General features: G+C 59.5%; 17 protein-coding genes and 1 pseudogene. 9 read left to right on the forward strand and 9 right to left on the reverse strand.

What is annotated here, in order from left to right; translation table 11 throughout:
• Positions 1-167 precede the first annotated feature (167 nt).
• Genes RYH80_RS20035 through RYH80_RS20045 form a run of 3 tightly spaced genes read right to left on the reverse strand, consistent with a single transcriptional unit; the run spans position 168 to position 3345 of the window.
• Positions 168-1337 carry a BREX system ATP-binding domain-containing protein gene (locus tag RYH80_RS20035; protein ID WP_370905927.1) on the reverse strand — a complete coding sequence of 390 codons (1170 nt, stop codon included), beginning with the start codon at positions 1335-1337 and terminating at the stop codon, positions 168-170.
• On the reverse strand, positions 1334-2314 hold the full coding sequence (locus RYH80_RS20040; protein WP_370905928.1) for a hypothetical protein: 981 nt from the start codon (positions 2312-2314) through the stop codon (positions 1334-1336). The genes RYH80_RS20035 and RYH80_RS20040 overlap by 4 nt, the downstream gene beginning before the upstream one ends.
• Positions 2311-3345, reverse strand: a complete 1035-nt coding sequence (locus tag RYH80_RS20045) for a tRNA-guanine transglycosylase (RefSeq protein WP_370905929.1) — start codon at positions 3343-3345, stop codon at positions 2311-2313. Before RYH80_RS20045 ends, RYH80_RS20040 begins: the two co-directional genes overlap by 4 nt.
• Before the next feature lie 97 nt (positions 3346-3442).
• Between RYH80_RS20045 and RYH80_RS20050 the strand changes: the two genes are divergently transcribed.
• Positions 3443-3745 carry a winged helix-turn-helix transcriptional regulator gene (locus tag RYH80_RS20050; RefSeq protein WP_370905930.1) on the forward strand — a complete coding sequence of 101 codons (303 nt, stop codon included), beginning with the start codon at positions 3443-3445 and terminating at the stop codon, positions 3743-3745.
• 11 nt (positions 3746-3756) lie between these two features.
• On the opposite strand, the gene RYH80_RS20055 is transcribed toward RYH80_RS20050, so the two are convergent.
• The 3 genes from RYH80_RS20055 to RYH80_RS20065 all read right to left on the reverse strand — a co-directional run bounded on the left by RYH80_RS20055 (position 3757) and on the right by RYH80_RS20065 (position 6992).
• Positions 3757-4452 (reverse strand): hypothetical protein, encoded by a 696-nt coding sequence (locus RYH80_RS20055; protein ID WP_370905931.1) that lies wholly within the window; start codon positions 4450-4452, stop codon positions 3757-3759.
• Positions 4452-6614, reverse strand: a complete 2163-nt coding sequence (locus RYH80_RS20060; RefSeq protein WP_370905932.1) for a queuine tRNA-ribosyltransferase tRNA-guanine transglycosylase — start codon at positions 6612-6614, stop codon at positions 4452-4454. Before RYH80_RS20060 ends, RYH80_RS20055 begins: the two co-directional genes overlap by 1 nt.
• 102 nt (positions 6615-6716) lie before the next feature.
• Positions 6717-6992 carry a hypothetical protein gene (locus RYH80_RS20065; protein WP_370905933.1) on the reverse strand — a complete coding sequence of 92 codons (276 nt, stop codon included), beginning with the start codon at positions 6990-6992 and terminating at the stop codon, positions 6717-6719.
• Positions 6993-7724: 732 nt separating this feature from the next.
• On the opposite strand from RYH80_RS20065, the gene RYH80_RS20070 reads away from it, so the two are divergent.
• The 5 genes from RYH80_RS20070 (at position 7725) to RYH80_RS20090 (ending at position 15141) form a co-directional block, all read left to right on the forward strand.
• A complete protein-coding gene (locus RYH80_RS20070; RefSeq protein WP_370905934.1) occupies positions 7725-10940 on the forward strand; it encodes a DUF5817 domain-containing protein in 3216 nt (1071 codons plus the stop codon).
• Positions 10941-11173: 233 nt separating this feature from the next.
• Positions 11174-11419, forward strand: coding sequence for a hypothetical protein (locus RYH80_RS20075; protein WP_370905935.1), 246 nt, complete (start codon positions 11174-11176; stop codon positions 11417-11419).
• Positions 11420-11674: 255 nt separating this feature from the next.
• On the forward strand, positions 11675-12463 hold the full coding sequence (locus RYH80_RS20080; protein WP_370905936.1) for a ParA family protein: 789 nt from the start codon (positions 11675-11677) through the stop codon (positions 12461-12463).
• Positions 12456-12818: a DUF8160 family protein gene (locus RYH80_RS20085; protein WP_370905945.1), complete on the forward strand. Its 363-nt coding sequence runs from the start codon at positions 12456-12458 to the stop codon at positions 12816-12818. The genes RYH80_RS20080 and RYH80_RS20085 overlap by 8 nt, the downstream gene beginning before the upstream one ends.
• Positions 12819-14919: 2101 nt before the next feature.
• Positions 14920-15141, forward strand: coding sequence for a hypothetical protein (locus RYH80_RS20090; RefSeq protein WP_370905937.1), 222 nt, complete (start codon positions 14920-14922; stop codon positions 15139-15141).
• A gap of 235 nt (positions 15142-15376) precedes the next feature.
• Here RYH80_RS20090 and RYH80_RS20095 read toward each other — a convergent pair whose 3' ends face one another.
• Positions 15377-15769, reverse strand: a complete 393-nt coding sequence (locus tag RYH80_RS20095) for a Fic family protein (RefSeq protein WP_370905938.1) — start codon at positions 15767-15769, stop codon at positions 15377-15379.
• A 242-nt stretch (positions 15770-16011) separates the two neighbouring features.
• Between RYH80_RS20095 and RYH80_RS20100 the strand changes: the two are divergent.
• Positions 16012-16644 (forward strand): annotated as a pseudogene (locus tag RYH80_RS20100) (IS6 family transposase).
• Between the two features lie 40 nt (positions 16645-16684).
• Here the strand turns inward: RYH80_RS20100 and RYH80_RS20105 are convergent.
• Positions 16685-18082 carry a hypothetical protein gene (locus RYH80_RS20105; RefSeq protein WP_370905939.1) on the reverse strand — a complete coding sequence of 466 codons (1398 nt, stop codon included), beginning with the start codon at positions 18080-18082 and terminating at the stop codon, positions 16685-16687.
• A 362-nt stretch (positions 18083-18444) separates the two neighbouring features.
• Here RYH80_RS20105 and RYH80_RS20110 point away from each other — a divergent pair, with 362 nt between their 5' ends.
• Positions 18445-19200, forward strand: a complete 756-nt coding sequence (locus RYH80_RS20110) for a site-specific integrase (protein ID WP_370905940.1) — start codon at positions 18445-18447, stop codon at positions 19198-19200.
• Between the two features lie 66 nt (positions 19201-19266).
• Here RYH80_RS20110 and RYH80_RS20115 read toward each other — a convergent pair whose 3' ends face one another.
• Positions 19267-19479 carry a zinc ribbon domain-containing protein gene (locus RYH80_RS20115; protein ID WP_370905941.1) on the reverse strand — a complete coding sequence of 71 codons (213 nt, stop codon included), beginning with the start codon at positions 19477-19479 and terminating at the stop codon, positions 19267-19269.
• A 98-nt stretch (positions 19480-19577) separates the two neighbouring features.
• On the opposite strand from RYH80_RS20115, the gene RYH80_RS20120 reads away from it, so the two are divergent.
• Positions 19578-20302, forward strand: a 725-nt coding sequence (locus RYH80_RS20120; RefSeq protein ID WP_370905942.1) for a hypothetical protein, incomplete at its 3' end; no start/stop codon positions are given.

Genomic DNA, 20302 nt, shown 5'->3' on the forward strand with positions numbered 1-20302 from the left:
CGAAACCCGGCATCTGATATCGATGTCACCGCCACGTGTGTTAGTTATCACGAACAGTACCAGTCGTAGCTACCTCAAGCTCACCTGTTGGAGAACTTTTCACACACAAACATGAGTGGGTAGATAACAACCGATTCCACAAGGTGATCACTCGCTTCTGTCGGGTGTCACATCGTCTCGACGACGAGATCACCGGTTATCTCGGAGTGGTCCTCGTCGACAGCGTTATCCAGTACTCTGCTACAAGCCGACAGAACCTGTCTGACGTTCCCCTGTGCTCGTTGCAGGATCGCCGCAAGCGCCTCGTCGGTGAATGGATCGATTTTACCCGTCGGTTTCGCCCGGCCTCGGTCGAGGTACGCCGTCACAAGCTGGCGGACGTACGCCTCGTCGAGGGGCCGGAGCGCTGCTTCCTCGCCCACCCGCTCGGAGAAAGCGTGGTATTCGGCCATCACGTCCTGCCACACTTCGGGTGCACACCCGAACAACAGCGAGAGTCCCTCCGGGTTCCGGTCCATCAGGTGTCTGAGACTGTTCAGCGTCGACTGCTTCTGTTTTGGCGTCAGACGTGCGATCGACTCGAACTCGTCCACGAAGACGAACACCCCAACGTAACCCAACTCGAGGAGCATCCGCTTGAACGCGGTGAACGCCCGGATGCCCATCGAGTCGTCGTCAAGTGAACTGTGAATCTCCATCTCTTTGCGCTGTTCGTACCGGAGCCCCTCTGCAGTGAGCCACTGCCACGCGTAGAGGTTGGTCTCCTCATAGACGAGGTGGACCACAGCCCGCGCGAAGTCGGCAAACTTCGCGACATCGGTCAGTCGCTGGACGGTCACAGGCACTAGTTCCGAGAGGAGCACCTCACCCTCATCAAGGAGTGTCTCGAGTGCGTCGCCATCTGGCGGATCGACATCCAGTTCGTCTCGAGCTACGAGTGCGAGGAAGTCGTACGCCAGTTTCTGAACGGCGTCGAAGCCGAGGTCATACATGAACTCGTGGTACACGTCAAGGAATCCGTCACCAGGCTGTGAGACATACCCAACAACGACATCGTCTCGGTCTCGGATTCGAGACCGTGTGTACTTCAGCGTGTGTGACTTCCCGTTCCCGTACTTACCGGTGACTACCAGGTGTTTGGACTTCCCGGTTCCAAGCACGGTGTTCACCGTGTTCTGGACCGCACTCCGGACGCGCTCCTGCCCGCAGTATACCTCAGGGTCGTCTGCTGGGACGGGACTGTACGGGAACGGGTTCTCCGTAAGTCCGAACTGGTCGTAATCGCGGCCACTGTCGTCGAACGTCAAGTCGTCGGAAGGGGTCGGTGTGTCGCTCATCGTGGATTTTCCCGTGTGTTGGTCGAGTCGTCTGTCCTGTCGGTCGCTGCGAACTCGCGATCGTGGATCGCGAGGTAGTAGTACCGTTTCCCGAATTGTTCCACGCCGTCCATGACGGCGTCTGTCGATTGCGTGGTCGAGACGAGCCCTCCTGTCGTCGTCTCGCCGTCTTCGGCGTCGAGGCCGTCGACCGGGGTGATCTGTTTGATTCCGTACCGTGCCGTCTTCGCGTCGGTGTCGACCGGTGCGCCGGACAACTCCAGTGCTCCGACGTTCTCACCCACAAGTTCGACGAGTCTGTCGTCGAAGGTCGAACGGCGACAGCACCGCCGCTCACAGACGTGTTCTCGAAGTCGAGGGATGGAGAGGTACCGTTGAACGAGATTCATCCCGGCACTAGCTTCCAACTTGTCGAACACCTCCAGTAGTGTCGCCGAGAAGGGTTCGGGCGGGCCCTCGTCACTGTTCACACAGTAGTACGAACCAGTGAACGCGTTCCGGGCGACACTCCCAAGACGCTCTGCCCAGTCGGCGATCACCTCGATCGTGGTCTCGTTGAACGTGTACGGGGACGCTGTGGACCCTTCGTCGAGTGCGACCAGAATCTCGTCCAGAGTCGCCGGTCCGACCGCATCCACGGTCGAACAGAACGCACGGTAGTGTGGACTACCGTCGTAGAGAATGTCACTGGCGCTTCGCCACGCCTCGGACCGAATCGCTGAGAGGAACCCTGCACCAGACTCCGTCGTGCGGAACTGCTCTGTGTCTCCCTCTGTGTCGGTCCCGTCGGCTTCGGTACCCTGCCACAGGAGGCCGATCCGTGTCGCTTCGAGTAGTGTCTCCCGAGCACGACGACGCGACACATCGAGGCGGTTCTCGACTGCCGTCGTCGTTCGTGCAGTCTCCCGACAGCAGTGTGTCGCTTCGACGAGTCGGGAGAGTGTGACCGGCCGGATCGTCGCACGGTCGTTCGTCACGTGAGCCTCCGAATCTGTTGTTTCGCCGTCTGGTAAGCGCGGTTCGCCACGGGATTTCCGGCGAACCGCATATCCAAGTACTCCTCCATATCGCGGTCTGCGGCAACGGCAAATCGGAACCGACGAAGTTCCGTCACGAGTGCCCAGAGGTTGTGACGGGTGAGTAACGTCCGGTCGGCCCTGATCTCGGACAACGTGCTGTCTTTGCACGTCGGGCAAGGACACGGGAGTCGGTCGAGCCCTTCGATCTCTGCGATCGGCTGACACCCGTGACCAGGAGATAGGTAGTTCCGTTGCGCCGCCGACTGGATAAATGCAGTCGAGTCGAAGCTATCGACACCCAAGTACAACAGCAACGGCTGGTAGGTGATTCCACCGAGGCCGTACACGTGGAGGTGCTTCTCTGTCGCTCGACGTGCTGCGATAATCAGCTTCGTGACGCGTTCGTAGTCCGTTCTAATCGGAACAAGGCTCCCGACCGCATATCCGTCGAACTTCCCGTTCGCCTCCAAGTACTCGATTCCGTTCTCGATCGTCTCTGGGTCGTACCCATGGACACTAGCGATCAGGTGGCCGTCACCGTCGTGTGCGTCACTCGCCTCTAGCGCGAGACGAGTGCTCTCGTCGATGCGTCGTTGATTCTCCGCTCGTCTGTTCTCGCGAGAGAGCGGAAGGTCGACTGTCCCTAGGAAGTCCGCACCAATGGTTTCCTGTGCCTCCACGATCTCGACTGCCGACACGTCCGGGTCCGACTCCTCGAAATCGAAGCCACCGCTGTCGGCGAAGACCACCGTCTCTGCCGTCGCGTCCATCTCCGAACGGAGTTCGTGGTCACCAGTGAGGCGCTCCCACTGTGGCCGGTTGTTCTTGATCGCCCGTGTGTTGACGAGTGCGGTCTGGAGGTCCGGAATTCGGTCGGTGTACCCCGGTGTGTTGTCCGAGGACCGTTTCCCGACGTTCCGAACCGGAAACAGTGTCGGTGTGTCGACGGGCCCGTGCGGGGTGTCGACCGTCCGTTCGCGGTACAACATGACGAGCTCACCATCGTGCAGGCGATCAATAAACTTTGCTGTAGCAAAGTAACTCGTGCACCGTCAGTTCTAACGACGGTCGGGGAGTCCACCCCACATGGTGTTCGAGTCCGTCCGCGAGCTCGTCGCGCCGAAACGGACACTCGAAGTTCTCCAGCTACTGGCAGAGGACGGGCCGCTCAGGTTCGGCGAACTCGAAGACTCCGTCGACACGTCCTCGGACACGCTCACACAGAGTCTGACGACACTCGTCGAGTACGATCTGATCGACCGCGAAGAGAGGAACCGACGGAACGTCTCGTACCGCGTGACCGAGTTCGGCGGTGACGTCTTGTCACAGGTCCGGAGCTTGGAGACCGATCTCGAACCGGACGAGACCCCGTCCGACGACGGATTGTGACGGCGACGGTCTCAGAAGTCGTCGAACCCGATCTGTTCGGAGTCGGTTCGGGTGCACAACTCCGCGAGTTCGGACAACGAGGGTGTCTCGTCCCCGACGCGGGCGGCGAAGTTCTTCAGATACTGGCCCTTGATCGCGACGGTGATCGTCCCGTGTGCCTCGGCCTCTGCGGTGCGTGCGGCCAGCGAAGTGAGGCGGTCGTACTCCGCTGCGACCGTCTCGCGGTTGAACAGGACGCCGAGAGACTCGGACGGGAATGCGTCGAGCACACGGTCGAGGTCCATCGCTCCGACGTAGTCGTCACCGAGAGGGAAGAACACCACATCGTACGGCACTCCGTCGGCGACCGACGAGATCAACTCTTCCGTGACACCGAACGTTCGCGCTCGTTCTTCGGCCGTCGCTGCATCCATCTCGCGGAACGTCGCTTCGTAGGGTGGGAGTCGGGTCTCCTCGTCGACGAGTCCGAACCCGGCCGACACGTACAGACGGTCAACGGTGTGTCCGTCGTCACGGAGTTGGACGACTGCGTCGTCGACGAACCGTTGCTGGCGACCGTCGTAGAGTTCGCGTGCCGGAATCGTGATCGGACTCTCCTCACGGAGTTCGTCGATGCCATGATTGTCGATCTCCTCGACACCGTAGACGGGTGCACTGTCCGGGAACGACTTCGACCCCGAACACTGGTCGACGATCAATACCCGCATCAGTAGTCACCCAACCCCTGTTGGACGGTTCTCCGGGGGAGGTAGTCGTCGTCGTATCCGAGGTGATCCAACACCGCACTCCTGAGTGCCGACGGGTCACCGAACCGCTCGACGGATGGATTACGGGTCGAAGACCCCACAGTTGCCGTGTCGTCTGGATCGTACAGGAACACCGTCGTGTATCGGTCCAGGGGAGTCGGACCGGTGAGTCCCTCACCGTCCGGGTCGGCCCACCACTCGTGGACTCCGTCGTCGAGGACAGCCACTTCAGCCACCGGGAGATCGTGTACTGCCTCCCAGAACGTGGGTCGTTCCGACTGGAGTTCCGCCTCGGTCGTGTCTGCCTCCACTGGGGCCGGGCGCGTGGTCGCGACGAGGATGGCGGGGAGGTCTCGTTCGAGTTGTCGGTAGAATCGGTAGGTGTTGTGGAACCCGCGCCGACGATTCCGATCGTTCCCACGGAAGACGGCGATCTCGACGCCGTGTTCCGTACACAACGGACAGTCACACTCGTCCCAGGGGCGCCGACGAAGCGTTCGCCGGTAGCCGTCGAGTTTGTCCGTGTCGTCGACGGAGTCGAGTTCCGCGTACGACTCGACGACCGGCCAGAGGTGGTCGAAACTGGCAGGGCTACTCCCGTCGGAGGAGACCTCTGCGACGGCGTCAGCGGTCCACGGCGCAGTTTCCAGTTCCGTACTCGCCGTCTCGATCACCTCGAGGTAGTCGTGCCAGGCGAGTGAGTCGTCCGGGTCGTCGGCACGGAGAAGTTTCACCACGCGCTTGCGGAACTGTTCCCCGAAGAACCCCTGCACCTCAGCGCCGTACGCGAAGTCCTCACGAAACACCTCGGTCGTGTCCCGGATCCGCGTCTGGTCGTACCGGTCGTCGTGCCGGTGGTCGTCGAGGTACGTCGTCAGTGCGGTGAGTGTCTCCCGAGCCTCCGGAACCCACTCGCTGACGGCCTCGTTGATGGCCGTCTCGGCGTCGTACGCTCTGAGAGCCTGCATCAGTTCGTACCCTTGCAGCGACTTCTCGACCGTCGTCGAGAGTGACTCACCGGGGGCGCCGTAGCGAACCCTGATCGCGTCGAACTTCTCGTCGGCGTCCAGGTGGTAGTTCTTTCCCCCCGTCCACGCCGCACGGAGCATGCTCGCACTATCAAAACTCGTCACACCACCGCGACCGATCGTGTCGAATGCGTCTGTCTTCGCGAACCCGAAGAGGTGGTTGTCGATCCGGGTACCTTCCCGACGCTCGAAGTCGTCGATCACGGTGCCGACTTCGGCGACAACGTCACGAACGACGCTCGCTGGACTCCCGGCGAGCCCACCCATGCCGACGTAGTCGTATCCCAACTCGAGGACCGTCTCAGCCGCTTGTGCATACGACTCGGGGTCCCAGCCTTGGAACGCCGCCATCAGTCGGAAGTCGTGGCTGTCCGAGTCGTAGTGGTCGGCCATCTCGCGGGCGTTCCGGAGCGTGAGGTCGTACCGGAACTGTTCGTCGTCGGTTCGGTACACCGCTCGGGGATCGTCCGCCAGACGCGTCAGGACGCTGTCGACCGAGCCTTCGAACGCGTTCGCGCGGAACTGCTCTGGGTTGTCGACTCCAGTAATAGAGGGCTCGTACTCGTCGACATACGACGGCCACTCCGTAGGCCACGTGTCCGCCATCACGTCGACACTCGCGGTGAACTCGTCTGGGATGTCGTCGACGGTGAGGTGCTCACCGAACGCCCGCTCGTCGACGTACAGCCTACCTTCTTCCTTCCCAGACCCAAGGACGAGGTGATCGATCGTGACACCGGTCGAGACATCAAGCTCGTCGTAGAAGGTGAGCATCCCCTCGTTGCCGTACGGCGGGAACGGGAGTGATTTGTACCCCCATGCACCGCAGTCACTGATCGTCGGTAGCCAGTCTGGGATCGCCAGTTCGGGGTCGTCGTACACGCCGTTCGTCGTGAGCCGCTCGAACTTCGTGCTCGACGACTCCACCTGTTCACGCGAGATCAACACACCGTCGATCGGAGTGGTCTCGCGATCGAAGACATCCCAGATGAACGCCCGTTCGCGCTCACTCTTGTCGAGCGTAGAGAGGTCGTCGTTGTGGAAATCGTACGCGGCGTCGACCGCGTCGTCCCACTCGGGTACGTAGAATCTCACGAGAGAGGGTCACCGTCCGGGGATATTCGACCGGACAAGTAAACCCCGTGTTCCGGAGTCGGCCGTCGGGTGTGAGAGGACGCAGACATGGTGCCAAGTGGCTCACTCACACCAGCACTCGACCGGCCCAGGATTCTGTTCCTCTCCAGCAGCACTCACGTCACAGACGAAGTACTCACCATCGGGATAGACAATGAACCTATCTTCGTCGACGTTCTCGACACCACCGACATCATCGAAGTTCCAGTCTGCATCCTCGGTGCCGCGCCACGTCGTGTATCCGTCCTCGCCAGCGACGGCGAAATCTAGCGTACCGCTGCCACTAGCGAGAATATGTTCGACCGAGTCGAGTCGCACGTCTGTCGTAATCGTCGTCATGCCCGCGATTAGTCGGAGGACGAATAAAAAGAGTAGAGGTGGGGGATCGTCTGAGTTGGCTACATCAGATCACGCTTACAATCCGCCATTACACATCGCAGACGGAGGGTATACCCAGTTCATACGCACTAGTGTACAGAATCAGCTACAGGCGTCGAAGAGCCCACAGGTGAAGTTCCGAGGAGATAGCGTGTGGTGGCGGTGTGACCACCCTCGGTGCAGAACGGTATCCGTTTCTACTGAACACGCCAGTAGGTATGCCCCCAGCGGTATGGTGTGAATCCAGTAAGACAAGAAGCCGGTACGGTGGTAGAGCTACTATTCGTGCAACAAACGTCTGACGCAGGGCCCACCGTTTAAGTTGGATGACCAACAACCCACAGAGAGACCCAAGATAGGACGCTACGAACGCGACACCCGTCGCTCACCGACGTGGGGCCGCAGGGAGAGGAAGCTTGGACACCTACCTCTTGCTGCCGACCCTACTTGGTCGTTCCCCTTCGTTAGCATTTGCTATAGTGTGAACGAAGGGCTGGCTAGTTCGACCCGGTATTCGAGCCGGTAGTACGTCGGTAGCGACTGCAGCGTGTGTCCACCCACGGACCACGAGATGCTATCCCACTCTCACGGTTGGCCGCCGCGGCTCCCTAGCCACCAGTACGCGACGTACTCTGCCGCGAGCGTCGTGTGCCACTGGCGCTCAGGCCACCACTACTCTGAGAGGTGGTCGCGATGAACGGCCCTGTCCAGGCCGCCGTCGGCGGCCGGATCGCTGTTGTGGGATGTGCAGACTGTCAGCACTATTGGCTCATCGAACACAGCGACATCGCCCTTCAGGACACACTCACGTGCCCCCGATGCGCTCGCACACACGCCACCGACGCGATGCGAACCCTCGCCGAGGCCGATACTCGCGAACAGGCCGCAGAACTCCGCAGTCGGATTCTCGCGAGTCGCGCTGACCGTCTCGAGAGCTACGAACGCGAGGGCACCTATGCCGAGCAGGGCGCCCAGATCGATCTCGATGACTCTCTCGGTCCAGATGTTGACCATCCGGCGACGACCGTCCCGAAGAGTATCGTCGACGATGATGTCGGCGGACTCTTTCGCGACTGGTTCGATCATGACTGGAAAGCCGGTATCCACGACGACCGGCTGGCGGACGCAGCCGCGGATGTCGAGATCACAGCTGGCCTCTCTGTCGATGACGAAACACTCGCCGATCCGTGGAGCGACGCCGGCGTCGATCCGGCCGCAGGTGAACTTGCCTATGACACCCAGCATCCAGTTGACCACGTCGACGCGGTCACACTCACGCCCGACACGACCGCGACCTCTCTGTGGACAACACTCCTAGACGGAGTCGGCGAACAATTGCTCACCGACGCGATCAGTCGACTCCGGGCAGAATACGACCACACGGAGAGCCACACCCTCGCTCGCCGCCTCAAAGAAATCGGCGTCCCAGCGAGCCTGTGGTCCGTTGTTGAGGCGGCTGTTCGCGACGACGCGCATGTCGATGAGGTCCTCAAACTCGCACGTCGCATCGCGACCCAGCGCCAGCCCGTAGAGCGGCTGTATGGGCTTGCCCACCTGCTCGGGTGGCGCCCTGGTTCTGACCCCACGCCCGAGACACTCGTTGTCCGGGCGACCGACCAGTACATCCAGGCTCTCCGAGACGGCGACCGCGCGACTGACACCGTCGACAACATCGCGCGCCTGCTGGAACACCTTGGACACAGTCTCGAGGTCATCGTCGTCGCGTCCCCCGTAGACTGTCGGCTTCTCACCCACCTCCACGACCACCATAATGTAACTCGTCGTTGGACTGGACGCCAGTCACATACCGATATCGACGCTGTCGCCCACCAGGCCATCATCGACTACGGTCGTGATGCGACCGAGATCGATATTCTGCGAACGCTCGCGCACAATGACACGAGAGGCCTGTCGTACAGGACGCTCGCAGACGATCTCGATGTCTCTCGCCAACGGCTCAGCCAGATCATCCCCGAGACAGACGACGCCGATGCCGACCGTCTCGAGGGTCGTGACCTCGTCACCACGCTCCGTGTCGGCAATCGAACGCAGGTCGAAATCACGCCATACGGCTGCCGTGTCGTCGAGATCCTCGCCGAGCGCGACCGCGAGCAGACAACCCTCGATGAGGCCGTAAGCCGGCCGTTGCGATCGCCCAGCCATGGACGTGAAGCCCCACGCGAGCACGAGGAGGAGGAGGACTCGGACCCCCGGCGCAAAGGGTGTGGCTTAGCGCAGGTGCAACAACTGGCATCATGGCGCGCCGCACAGGCACTCTCTGCCTGCACTCCACAGGGTATCTCTGTTGTGGATGCATCACTGGATTCCACTGATGACTGCAGAGAAGCGGACCTCTGGGTGGACACACAGGAGGACGCAGTGGTGGTCTCCTGTGAATACACGAACCCCATGCAATGGACACTGTCCACTGCTCGGGCGTTAAGCAATTCTCGGACGCTCAAGGCCTTCCTCACACAGGAGCAGGCAACTACGACGGATCTCGGGGAGCTGTTTGCCGACCACCGACAGGTGCTCCGCTCGTCGACGTGTCTTGGGCACCTGCCTGATCGGTTGGACGACCTCAACGAGTTTATCGCGTCGCTTCAGGAGGCACGAGACGATCTGCAGGAGCTGTCAGGCGATCTCCACGACGCGAAAGCACAGGACGACGAGAGTGAGGTTTCCCGGCTGTACAGTCAGATCACGCGGGAGGCACTCGGGCTGTCATCGACGATTATCGCGGTCCTCGACCTGCTAGACGTTGAAATCGTTCGCGAAGTACGTGTCCCTGGATTCAATCGCGAGTTCGATGCCGCCCGCTGGGAAGACCTCACACAGATGATCGGGACGGCATCGGCGATCCAGAGCCGACAGGGATTGAACACGTTGTATCGGCAACTGTACGAGCCACGGGAGTCGAAGCAAGAGTGGACAGTGGATATTGACGATGCTGCGACGGGTCTCGGTGAGTTGATGGGTTCATGGGTGATCTGTGGGGACTTCGGGAGTCACGGATCAGACAAGCGGAAGGCGTTTGTTGAGGACCTCCGAGCGACTGTGGCTGAACCACGCCCGCTCCGTGAGGACGCCCCCGAATTCGGGGCTGAGATACCTGTGAACGCGTTTGACTCGGATCGCGTGGCGGTGAGACGCGCAGCTCGGCGACTCTGTGAGCGGAAGGGATACGACGAGCCGTCGGCGGCTGTAGTGTCGGTGCTGCAGTTGTATACCGGCGGAGCGTACGACACGGCTCGATGTCTGAACTATCTCCAGCCGGCTGACGGTGTACGGGAGGAACTCGATGTCCGTGAACTCCGCTATGCAATCTCCCACCTCGACACGAGCCGAATCGTGCCAACAGAGTCCAGTGCTGTCGGTCGGGTGATCCGAGAACTGCTTCGGTCTGATGCCCCGCTCTCGACGCAAGAGCTGGCTGACGCGGCAGATGTGGCTCGATCGACGTTGACCCGCGATGGCGGTGCTGGCGACCGACTCCGTGGCCTTGGACTCCTCAAGCGGACAGACGACGGTGAGTGGCGCATTCTGCTGCCGACTGACCAACAGGAGGAGCGTGACGGTATCCTCCCGTCGCTCCTCGTCGACGAAACGATCACAGCCGTCCGGGATGTCCTCGGCGATGTCGCGTTCCAGTGCGTGTCGGATCCTGCTCGCCTCGCCGATCCCGACGATCCAGTGACGAGTCCGTGGTTGTGGGATCAGACAGACGGCCCTGACTGTCGACCGTTGCTTGAGGCGTGGGAATGGCTCAGGCCGTGGGTTCCGATTCTCGTCGACATCCTCGATCACGAGCCGGATTGGTGGACTGAAACTGATGGACCGGATCACGCACTCTTAGGGGTGGATCCGAGTCAGGCACGGCTGGATAGTGGGCTAACGACTGTTGGCTGAGTCTATTCGTCGGTTATTCCGGTCGATCGCCTGCAGGCACTGGAAGCTCTCTTCCTCTGTCTGACAGATTTTTATGACACAGTCAATGTGGCAGCGACATTCGTCCGGAAGGCGGGCGTCGAGAAGTGGCGGCCACAATCCTGTCAGCGCCCGTATAGTGAGGCGTTAGTACCTTCGCCGTCAGCACCGGGTGACCGCGCGGTTCTTCTCTTTGACGCTCCACACTTACACACATGAGCAAAGTCGTCCTCCCCGAGCCACTCGTCGAGTGCCACCGGTGTGGGGGTGAGCTCGAGCGCGACGACCGCACGGTGTCCTGTTCCGAGTGCGACGGCTGGTTCCTCGTCCAGGGCGATCCCGAACAGTCGCTGTCGCGGTTCGACCTCGTCGCGATCGTCGAACACGCCCGCGATCACCCACCGGCCTGCGAGTGTTCCGCGTGTCTCTACACTCGGCGCGAGGCTGAGGGGTACGCTTAGAGCCCTGCTAGGGCCTGGTCCATCGCTGCACTGTACTCCAACGCAAAGAGCAGGATCCCGAGCGCCGCCACCGCTACAGCGATCGCCATTCCGATCTCTGATTGTCCACGCTTACTGCCCCAGAAGCGATCTTTCGCTCCCATACTTGTATCAGATTGTGCCACGCACATAAGTAGTGGGGGCAGTTGAGACATAGATCTCTCGGATAGTGTCTGACGGAGGTTTATCACCTCTCCACACTTTTTGCTCTCTTTGATGTCACAGAGCGCAGAGAGGATCGCCATTACGAACCAGAAAGGCGGGGCCGGGAAGACGACCACGACGATCAACGTCGCCGGCGCGCTGTCGCGCCGCGGCTACGATGTCCTCGTGATCGACCTCGACCCGCAGGGACACGCCACCGAGGGGCTGGGCTTCGGCGACTCCTACGACGCCCGGGATCGCGACTCGTTGTACGAGGTCCTGCCCGATCTCGACCGGCTGGACGAGCTTGAGTCGCTCGTCGTGACGCACGACGAGATGGATCTCGTCCCGTCACACCAGCGCATGATCAACATCGAGGACGAGCTCGCAAACGCCCGCCGCCGCGAGGAACGGCTCGGGATGCTTCTCGACGACGCGGACACCGCGTGGGACGTGGTTCTCGTGGACTGCCCGCCGAACCTCGGTATCCTCACCGACAACGCTGTGGTCGCGACCGGCCAGGTCCTCATCCCGGCCCAGGCGCGGTCCACGTCGATCCGGGCGATCGAGCAACTGTTCCGCCAGCTCCGGTCGATCGAGACGGCGTTCGACGACGTTGACGAGCTCGGCCTGGTCGCGAACGAGGTTGGCACGGACGGCGAGGCCGAGGAGATGATGGACTGGTTCAAAGAGACCTTTGAGAACAAAGAGCACTGTGAGGTCTTTGAGATCAGAAAACGGGTCGCCCTCCAGCGCGCTTGGAACAACGGCGTCTCCATCTTCGCACACGGCGAAGAGTGCGACATGGAGGCGGAGTACGACGCGATTGCCGGACACCTTGAGGAGGTCACGGATGTCTGAGGGCAACGGCGACGCGAAGCGTGACCGCGACCCGTTCGCCGAGCGCTACGACCGCGACGACGAGGGAGAGTCAGAGACGACAGGGTCGTCAAAGAGCTCAAAGAGCGTGAAGAGCGCAGAGAGTACAGAGACAGCAGAGAGCAAGGAGACGATCCGAGACCGGAAGAACGTCAACATGTACCTGCCGGAGGACCTCGTTGACGACCTCCAGATCCGCTACGCGCAGATGGAAGCGAAGTGGCGAGCCGAGCACGGCGAGTCGCTCGCGAAGAACCGTGAGTACTACCCTGCGGTGGTTCGCGCGGCCCTGAACGACACGACCGTCGCGGAGGAGCTCGGCCTCGAAGAGAAGTAGGACAGTCGTCGCAGCCGTGGCCGTCTTGTCTCCAGCCGCCTTCGATACCGCCCTGTAGGAGTACGTCAACATCTTCGACATGCAGGTGAAGTCGAGTACTTGCTGTGGGTGTAGGGTTACGACGCGGTGTCCAACCCGCATACCCTCCTGACTTGCGATCCCGAAGTCGGAGCAGGCACAACTTTCACTCGGGTCTGGACACGCTTTTATCTGCCTGTCCACTGTGGACAAGATGTGGATGGTCGCCCTGGAACGGGTCACCATAATGAAAAAGTAAATTAGCGAATGACGGCAGTTCAGCGGCTAAGGCGCCGGTTATATAGATCTATTAAAACCGGAATCGCACCGCTTATGTTAACCGCTGTCATTGACGGTGTGCGGGCACGTGAGATTCCGGGCGCTTAGCCCAGAACCGCCCGATCACGCCACTGCCCGTTCGGATGTACCGGCCTCGAGACGACTAGTCGCAACTACGGAACCATGATCGAACTAACAACGATCGCGGCCACACTGGCGCTGGTGACACTCTCGCCGCGGATCACGATCGAGGTGTCACTCACGGTGTCAAGTGGCCCGAACGAGTCGGGCGCTTAGCCCAGAACCGCACCGAGAGCGAAGTACCCCTCCGACTTAGGGGTTTCTGATTTCACCATTCTGACGAGTGTCCTCCGTCTTTCTGCATCGCGTGATATGTTTTACCGCGAAGAACCACCGTCGACAACAACGCTACCCCGGGACCTGACCATCCAACACTACACCTCGCGCATTGTGTACTTCAGGCCCCCGAGCTGGTGCCGTTGAGTACAGCGGACTGGTTGTCACACCGAGTGTGCCGCGTACGCTTTGAGGTCCGGTCACGAATGACCGTCCGTACTGTCGGCTAATAACCACTGTGTCCTCCACCTTCTCTCACGAGAGTCGCTGTATCCCACTGAACTAACCACAGTGTGTTACATCTGCTTCTGCTCCTCTGTCCGAACATCGCCGAACATCCATCCGACGATGCCCCCACCGATCACCGCTCCAAACACGACAAAGATCCAACTCGTAAACGCGCCAACGAGACCAAGCAGAGCGGCACCGGCAGCGGTAGCAGCGCCAGTTCCAGGCTCATCGGCAGCACTGCTGATGATTCCCGTCAGCGCGATGTTCGCGAACCAATTTACGACTGAACTGAGAATTCCTCCGACGAACCCGACAACCGCCCCGCGACGCGCGCCTGACCGCCCCCCAGATGCGATCAAAAAGGCGACAATGCATCCACCAGCGAACCCTGCCACCGTTTTGAACACAGGGCCGAGAATGATACCGATTGTAGGGATGATCGAGAGCAATCCTAAGAATACGATCACTGCTGACCCTATCAACAGGGCCTGCTGTCAATCGGATATGTTCATAACTATGGCTCTTCGGAAGCATGAATAAACCTTTTCTCCTCGTCGCTGACTAACACCTGCCACACAAACTATCCCAGAAACGCGGGTTTAGCGGCGATGCGGGGTGACGGTAACACTGGGTGCAGGGTTGAGGCGGGTCAGACCCTACGTCAGCGGTGCAGGCACGCAACACGCTGGTAGGCGGTACTACACCCGGCATTATGAGGGAGTGTTCGACTCACTTGATGGGTGTACAGGCCGCCTCACGCGTGATAGGATGCTGGGCAGGTGACGGCGAGTACCGATCGAACCTCGACAGGGGCTCGCCGCCTGTGGGGTGGAGCACCGCCCAGCATCCGTCGTAGGTGGTGACGGCGTTTAGAGCCTTGGCTGTCGTGTGTTGCGGTTCGTCGCCATCCCGTTGCATGGTCGGGCTGTCGGCGAGCATCTCGGGGGATGCAACGGGGTGGATGGAGTCGGAACGCTCGCCGTGGAGTCCACGACCCCGACACCACAGACAGGAGTGTGACAGACTTAGATCCTACGTCGGACCAACCTGCTCTCTTACATCGATCTGGCCTGTAGAGACCCACCTGCCGGACGAGGCGTGAGAAGCAGAAGCTGATACTCGACATGTATACAACTTTGCCCGGTGAACCGTGTGAAGCCCGGTAGAGGGCTCGAAACGGGCAAAGTCTCTTTATCATCACCTCCGGCTGTCCGGTGTGAGCGAGCCCTTGATGACGGAACTCGAGGCGTACAGTGAAGCAGTCAACGAGGCTCCCGGCCCCGCCGACTACACGGTGAGGACGGAGTACAGTTGGGCGGAGTTCTGTCGCCGGTGTGACCTACACCTGCAGAAGGAGGCCGACTCCAAGGCGATCGACATGCCGAATCACTTCGCGGTCACGGTGATCGAGTCGACCGAGGAACTCCGCTCAGACTAACCAACACTCCGTTCCACAGACACCGGGACGTTGGTTAGCCGTGTGGATCGGTCTACGCACTCTCGGCGACATCCAGATAGAAGACTCGCTACTCGTGGAGTGCGTCGAAGATCTCGCGCTGCTCTTCGATCAGATCGTCGACCTGCTCCTCGAGGTCACGCCCGTTCTCATCCGGATCACGAAGACTCATTCGTGCCTCCGGCTATGCTGTGGAGTGAATTGAACTTTGTGTTGCTCATGGCTCTAACCGATCCTCGTCGATCTCCCCAGTCGCGAGCCAGTCCGCGATCTCGTCGACATCGAACCGGCGAATCCGTTTCAGGATGTGTGGTACCCGGTCGTCGGTCACAGCCGGTTCTGCATCGTGATTCTTCAGGTAGATGTTCGTGACCGTCCACGCTGTCCGCTTGTTCGCATCCTCGAAATAGTGCGACGTGATCAGGTCACGGAGGAGCGCGGCGGCCCGCATGTAGGTGCCGTCGTGCTCGGCGACACCGTTGAGGAGGCGTTCAATCTTCAGGCGCGGCGCGGCGACTGCTGCGCCAGTGTACTTCAGGTCGTACTGCTTCTCGATCCGGTCATGTATGTCGATCACCTGCCGGGCGTCCGGGAGGTCGTCCTCACTCATCGTCGCCCCCGCGGGTAATGCGCGCCCGGTCGTAGTTCGTTGGGATCGATGGCCTCAGCCATCCCTCGTTTCCCAGAACAATGAGCCTCCTACCTCTCTACTCACGACTTTGCCTTGGTCTCGGAGTTTGTCCAACCAGTAGTACGCTGTCCGGTCTGGGCAGCCTACTGAATCCGCGACATCCGAAGGGTGGTGTTCAGATTAGGATTGAAGAACGAGGCGTGGCGCTTTCTGAGTGACTTATGCCCGAAAACGCACGCCTCAGCGGATGTCTCGACCAGATCGACTTAGAGTTTGTGGAGCGAGAAGCGACACCACGGCTGCTGATGAAACTCAGTATTCAGCTGCACCTCGCCGGCCTCTCACTCTCGAATACTGTTTAGTTTCTCGATGTGTTTGGTGTCGATCGTGTTCGATCCACCGTTCACAACTGGGTTCACAAGGCCGATCTACAGCCCAGATCGGGACAGACCCCGGATCACGTCGCGGTCGACGAGACCGTGATCCACTCGACGACGACCGCTACTGGCTGTACGCTGCCGTCGATCCCGACTCGAACGAACTACTCCATACGAAGCTCGAACCGACCAGAAACAACGCTCTCGCTGTGAAGTTCTTCCGAACTCCGTGAGAAACGCGACGTTGACGACGCCGTGTTTCTCATCGACGATGCACCTCAACTTCACAGTGCTTGTCAACGCCACAGCCTCGATCACCACGTCACCCGCCACGGTGATCGCAACAGCGTCGAACGTGTCTTCAGAGAGGTAAAACGCAGAACATCTAGTTTCTCAAACTGTTTCAGCAACGCCAGTCGAAAAACAGCAGACGAGTGGTTGCGTCGCTTCGCCTTCGCATGGAACCGGCTTATCTGAACACTACCGGGTCAGAACCCGGCGTTGTAAATCAGGCCGCTCAGACTGCCTCTAGTTGGTCGTAGACTTCGCCGAAGTTGTCGTATTCGTGGCTCTGGTCATTTCTGACCTCGTCCACTACTTCTTCATCTTCAACTTCGTAGAACGCGAACCCGCCACCGAAGTACTCATCGTAGCTATCATCACCGGGTTCTACAGTATCGATAACTCCATTCAGTTCTGGATCATCAATATACTTACCCACAGCAAAGCTAGCCATATCCCAGATATCTTCAAAATCAGTATTAACGCCAGATTTATTGTAATCCAATAATGTACGGGTCAACTGCTCCGTCGAACCAGTAGTCATAGTGATATTATCTACTGGGGCATCTCCTCTAGCCAGTACTGCTTGTTCATCATTAAAGTTGTTGTATTCATCTGTTGCGACACTGTAAATCATCTCTACAGCTTGATCCTTTGCATCTTCGAAGCTGATGCCCTGGCGATCCCATTCATCCGTGTGGAAAAGTACTGGGTGGTGAAGACTTGTTGCATCTCTCCTTGCTTCGTCATTTGGATCCTCTATGACTCTCCAGTTTTGTATTTCAACATGTGATTGTGCAGTGCCATTACCTGACCAAGGTCCTCCGGAGTTGAAAGTTCTTACCTTATCATCGTCAGGGGAGTATAGCATTCCTGCTTTTCTGCTACCCATTTCCATGGGTACTTCCCAGGCCAGAACATCAAAGTCATGATGTCTCTGGTATGCCTCTCTCATAATCACACCTCGTTCTTTCTGAGATACCTGCTCATCTGTCCCGTCTATAGAGACTACCAGACTGTGGCCAAGATCCAGAGACTCTTCTACTGTATCAGCGTTCAACCAATCTTGTTCATCATAATAAGGTTGTGAATCTGCTGTCTCTCTCAGGTATCCTTCATCTTTAGCGGTTTCAAACAATTGCTCACCAACAAATGATTCTACTATCTGCTCCATTGGAGCATCGTAGTTAGGGTCATTCGCCATGATATCGAAGTTGCTTTCCCGGATCAGCTTCAGTGCTTCAAAGTCGACAGTATGATCATCATTCTCTCTATCAGTCGAAAACTCGAAGGCCGGGTGATCCTGTACTACTCCGCCTACACTGCCTGAAACATACTGGCCTAGTTCACTTCTCAAAGCGTCATTTCTTCCAGGCTCTAGGTCCCACCGGTAATCCGCTGGACGATCAACATCTTGTTCGTCCTCTTCGGTTTCAGTCTCCTCATCGTCCTCGGTCGGAGTTTCATCTTCTGGTGTATCGGTATCCTGTGGAGTATCAGTAGGTGTATCCGTCGGTGTACCTGTAGAATTATCTGTAGGTGTGCCGTCGCCGTCTTCCTGAGATCCAGAACAGCCAGCAATTAGTGTCGACACTGCAATAGTGGAACCGGAGAGGAAACGCCGTCGTCTCATTACCAGATACCTTCTAATGCAACTCTGAAAATTGTTCTGTACTCAGTATCTCTGAGTCAGCATCGCAACCCGTGGGTCCTCGAAAGCGTAGAACTCGACCCGGTCGCCGTTGTAGATCCCGCTCACTTGTTAGGTGTTCGCTGTACAGTGGCCGGATCGGGCCTATGTGCTTTCCAGGCGCACAACCGGCTGCGGACTTCATCGTACCGGCCACCTAACAGATAGTTGACAGTCAGATACAGCAGTGGGCAGGAGGGTCGAACCTCCTCCTGGTATATAAATCCCCTCCACACGCTTATAAGAAGAGCGTAGGTAGCACGTGTTGTGCAGGTTCACGAACTCAAATCTGTCACGCGCGTTTTTTGAGGGAGAGCGAAGTCCAGACTCTTATTGCTTGTGCGGATGATAGAGAACGTAAACTGGCGATCCGAACACTCTGGCGCGCTTCAGCCCGCAGTGTTACTGTCGCTGAGCGACTGTACCCGAGTTCTCTCATTCGCGGGGACGGCGATGCTGATATCCCTGCGATCCGGGTTGAGGTCAAAGACTCGCGTTCGGAGCGAGATAAACCGACGAAGATGACGACCCGCGTCATCCCGGAGAAGCTCTACCGTGACCTCGAACAGTGGTGTGAGGACACGAACCGCTCTCCTGATACCCCGATATTCTCCGTCCAGAGCGCCCAGATGCAGAACTGGGTGACTGAGGCGGCCGCTGTGGCGGCTGATGAGACGGGGATAGAGATGTGGGAAAGGGTCACTTCTCACGACCTCCGTCGGTCCGGCATCACCCAAATGAAAATGAAGGGGCTCAGCCCTCTGTTGATTCAGGACCACGGCGACTGGTCAGACCTTGAGAATATGAAGCCGTACCTGGATGTGGTGCCACTCGAAAAGATGCATCGGGAAATGGAACGTGCTGGGTGGCTGCCTGGGGAGGAGCAGTCCGCACGCGATCGCCTCACTCGGATCGAGAACGATGTCGACGCGGTCAAGGAGATGGTTGAGCAGCTCGTCGAGTCAGGCAGCGTCGAGATGGATACAGAAGACGACGACAGTCCCGCCGTCCAGACCAAGCCGAACCAGAAGACGCTCGTCGAGATGGCCGCCGACGAGTAGCCCGACCACGTAGCCGCACACACAGAAGAACCCACGAGGCGGAGGCGGCGATCCGGGCCGTCTCGATCACTCCGGCTCCTGCTGGGCGATGTTGATCGCCGCGTTCACGTCGGCGTGCACCTCGTACCCGCAGGCCAGACACTCGAAGTCGACGCCGTCGCGGAACGCGGGATCGCTGGCGCCACACTGCCGACACGTGACGCTCGTGCCCGCCGGCTCCACCGCCTCGACGGGGAGGCCGGCCTCGGTCGCCTTGTACGCCAACTGCCGCGTGAGCATCCTGTGTGGTAGTGAGAGGAGCATTCTCAGACATTTCAATAACGTCACAGATTTTATAATGACACCGGGTACAGTGGTACCTGCCTATCGGCATAATAATGCGACTGTTCATCTACGCGGACGCTGGCTCGAAGCCTCCCTTCCACCTCCCGTGGAACTACCACCTCAGCTTCCAGGCGTTCGTCTACGACGCACTCGACCGCCACCGACCGGAACTGGCTGACGAGTACCACGAGCGTGACACGGCGCCACCATTCTCGTTCAGCGAGTTCATCCAGACCGCCTCGGTCACGACCAGTGACTCGGGGATCGCGTGTCGGTCTGGGTTCTGGGTGTTCAACGCCGAGGACACCGCGCTGATCGACGCGGTCGCGAACCACGCCCGTGGGGATGAGCTCACACTCGGGCACACGACCGTGCCTGTCGACGGGGTCGAGGTCGAACAGATCGAGTCCGTCACGCAGGCTCGGTACCGGACGCTGTCACCGATCTTCTCGACGATCCACCGCGACGGGGATCGCGTCCCGCTTCACCCAGACGATCCGATGTGGGGCCACCGACTCCACGAGAGCGTCCGCGATCGGATGACCAGTCGCGAGTACGACACGAGTGCGTTCCAGTTCGATCTGGAGGCGACCCATGGCTGGGAGGAGGACGGGATGCGCGTGAACAGCGACCACATCCGGTCATGTACCCACACGGAGTTCACGCTCCGAACGGACGAACTCACCAGCCGATTCGTCCAACGCCAGGGGATCGCTGAAGGGTCAGGCCTCGGACTGAGCACTGTCATCCCAGTCGACCACCTGCCGGAGGCCGCTCG

It is taken from the genome of Halobaculum sp. MBLA0147 (genome assembly GCF_041361345.1).
In the GTDB taxonomy this organism is placed as follows: Archaea; Halobacteriota; Halobacteria; order Halobacteriales; family Haloferacaceae; genus JAHENP01.

Bases quoted from the DNA above. Each gene is read 5' to 3' on its own strand.
- RYH80_RS20035 (WP_370905927.1), bottom strand. From the start codon at position 1,337: ATGAGCGACACACCGACCCCTTCCGACGACTTGACGTTCGACGACAGT.
- RYH80_RS20045 (WP_370905929.1), bottom strand. From the start codon at position 3,345: ATGTTGTACCGCGAACGGACGGTCGACACCCCGCACGGGCCCGTCGAC.
- RYH80_RS20050 (WP_370905930.1), top strand. From the start codon at position 3,443: ATGGTGTTCGAGTCCGTCCGCGAGCTCGTCGCGCCGAAACGGACACTC.
- RYH80_RS20055 (WP_370905931.1), bottom strand. From the start codon at position 4,452: ATGCGGGTATTGATCGTCGACCAGTGTTCGGGGTCGAAGTCGTTCCCG.
- RYH80_RS20065 (WP_370905933.1), bottom strand. From the start codon at position 6,992: ATGACGACGATTACGACAGACGTGCGACTCGACTCGGTCGAACATATT.
- RYH80_RS20070 (WP_370905934.1), top strand. From the start codon at position 7,725: ATGAACGGCCCTGTCCAGGCCGCCGTCGGCGGCCGGATCGCTGTTGTG.
- RYH80_RS20075 (WP_370905935.1), top strand. From the start codon at position 11,174: ATGAGCAAAGTCGTCCTCCCCGAGCCACTCGTCGAGTGCCACCGGTGT.
- RYH80_RS20080 (WP_370905936.1), top strand. From the start codon at position 11,675: ATGTCACAGAGCGCAGAGAGGATCGCCATTACGAACCAGAAAGGCGGG.
- RYH80_RS20085 (WP_370905945.1), top strand. From the start codon at position 12,456: ATGTCTGAGGGCAACGGCGACGCGAAGCGTGACCGCGACCCGTTCGCC.
- RYH80_RS20095 (WP_370905938.1), bottom strand. From the start codon at position 15,769: ATGAGTGAGGACGACCTCCCGGACGCCCGGCAGGTGATCGACATACAT.
- RYH80_RS20105 (WP_370905939.1), bottom strand. From the start codon at position 18,082: ATGAGACGACGGCGTTTCCTCTCCGGTTCCACTATTGCAGTGTCGACA.
- RYH80_RS20115 (WP_370905941.1), bottom strand. From the start codon at position 19,479: ATGCTCACGCGGCAGTTGGCGTACAAGGCGACCGAGGCCGGCCTCCCC.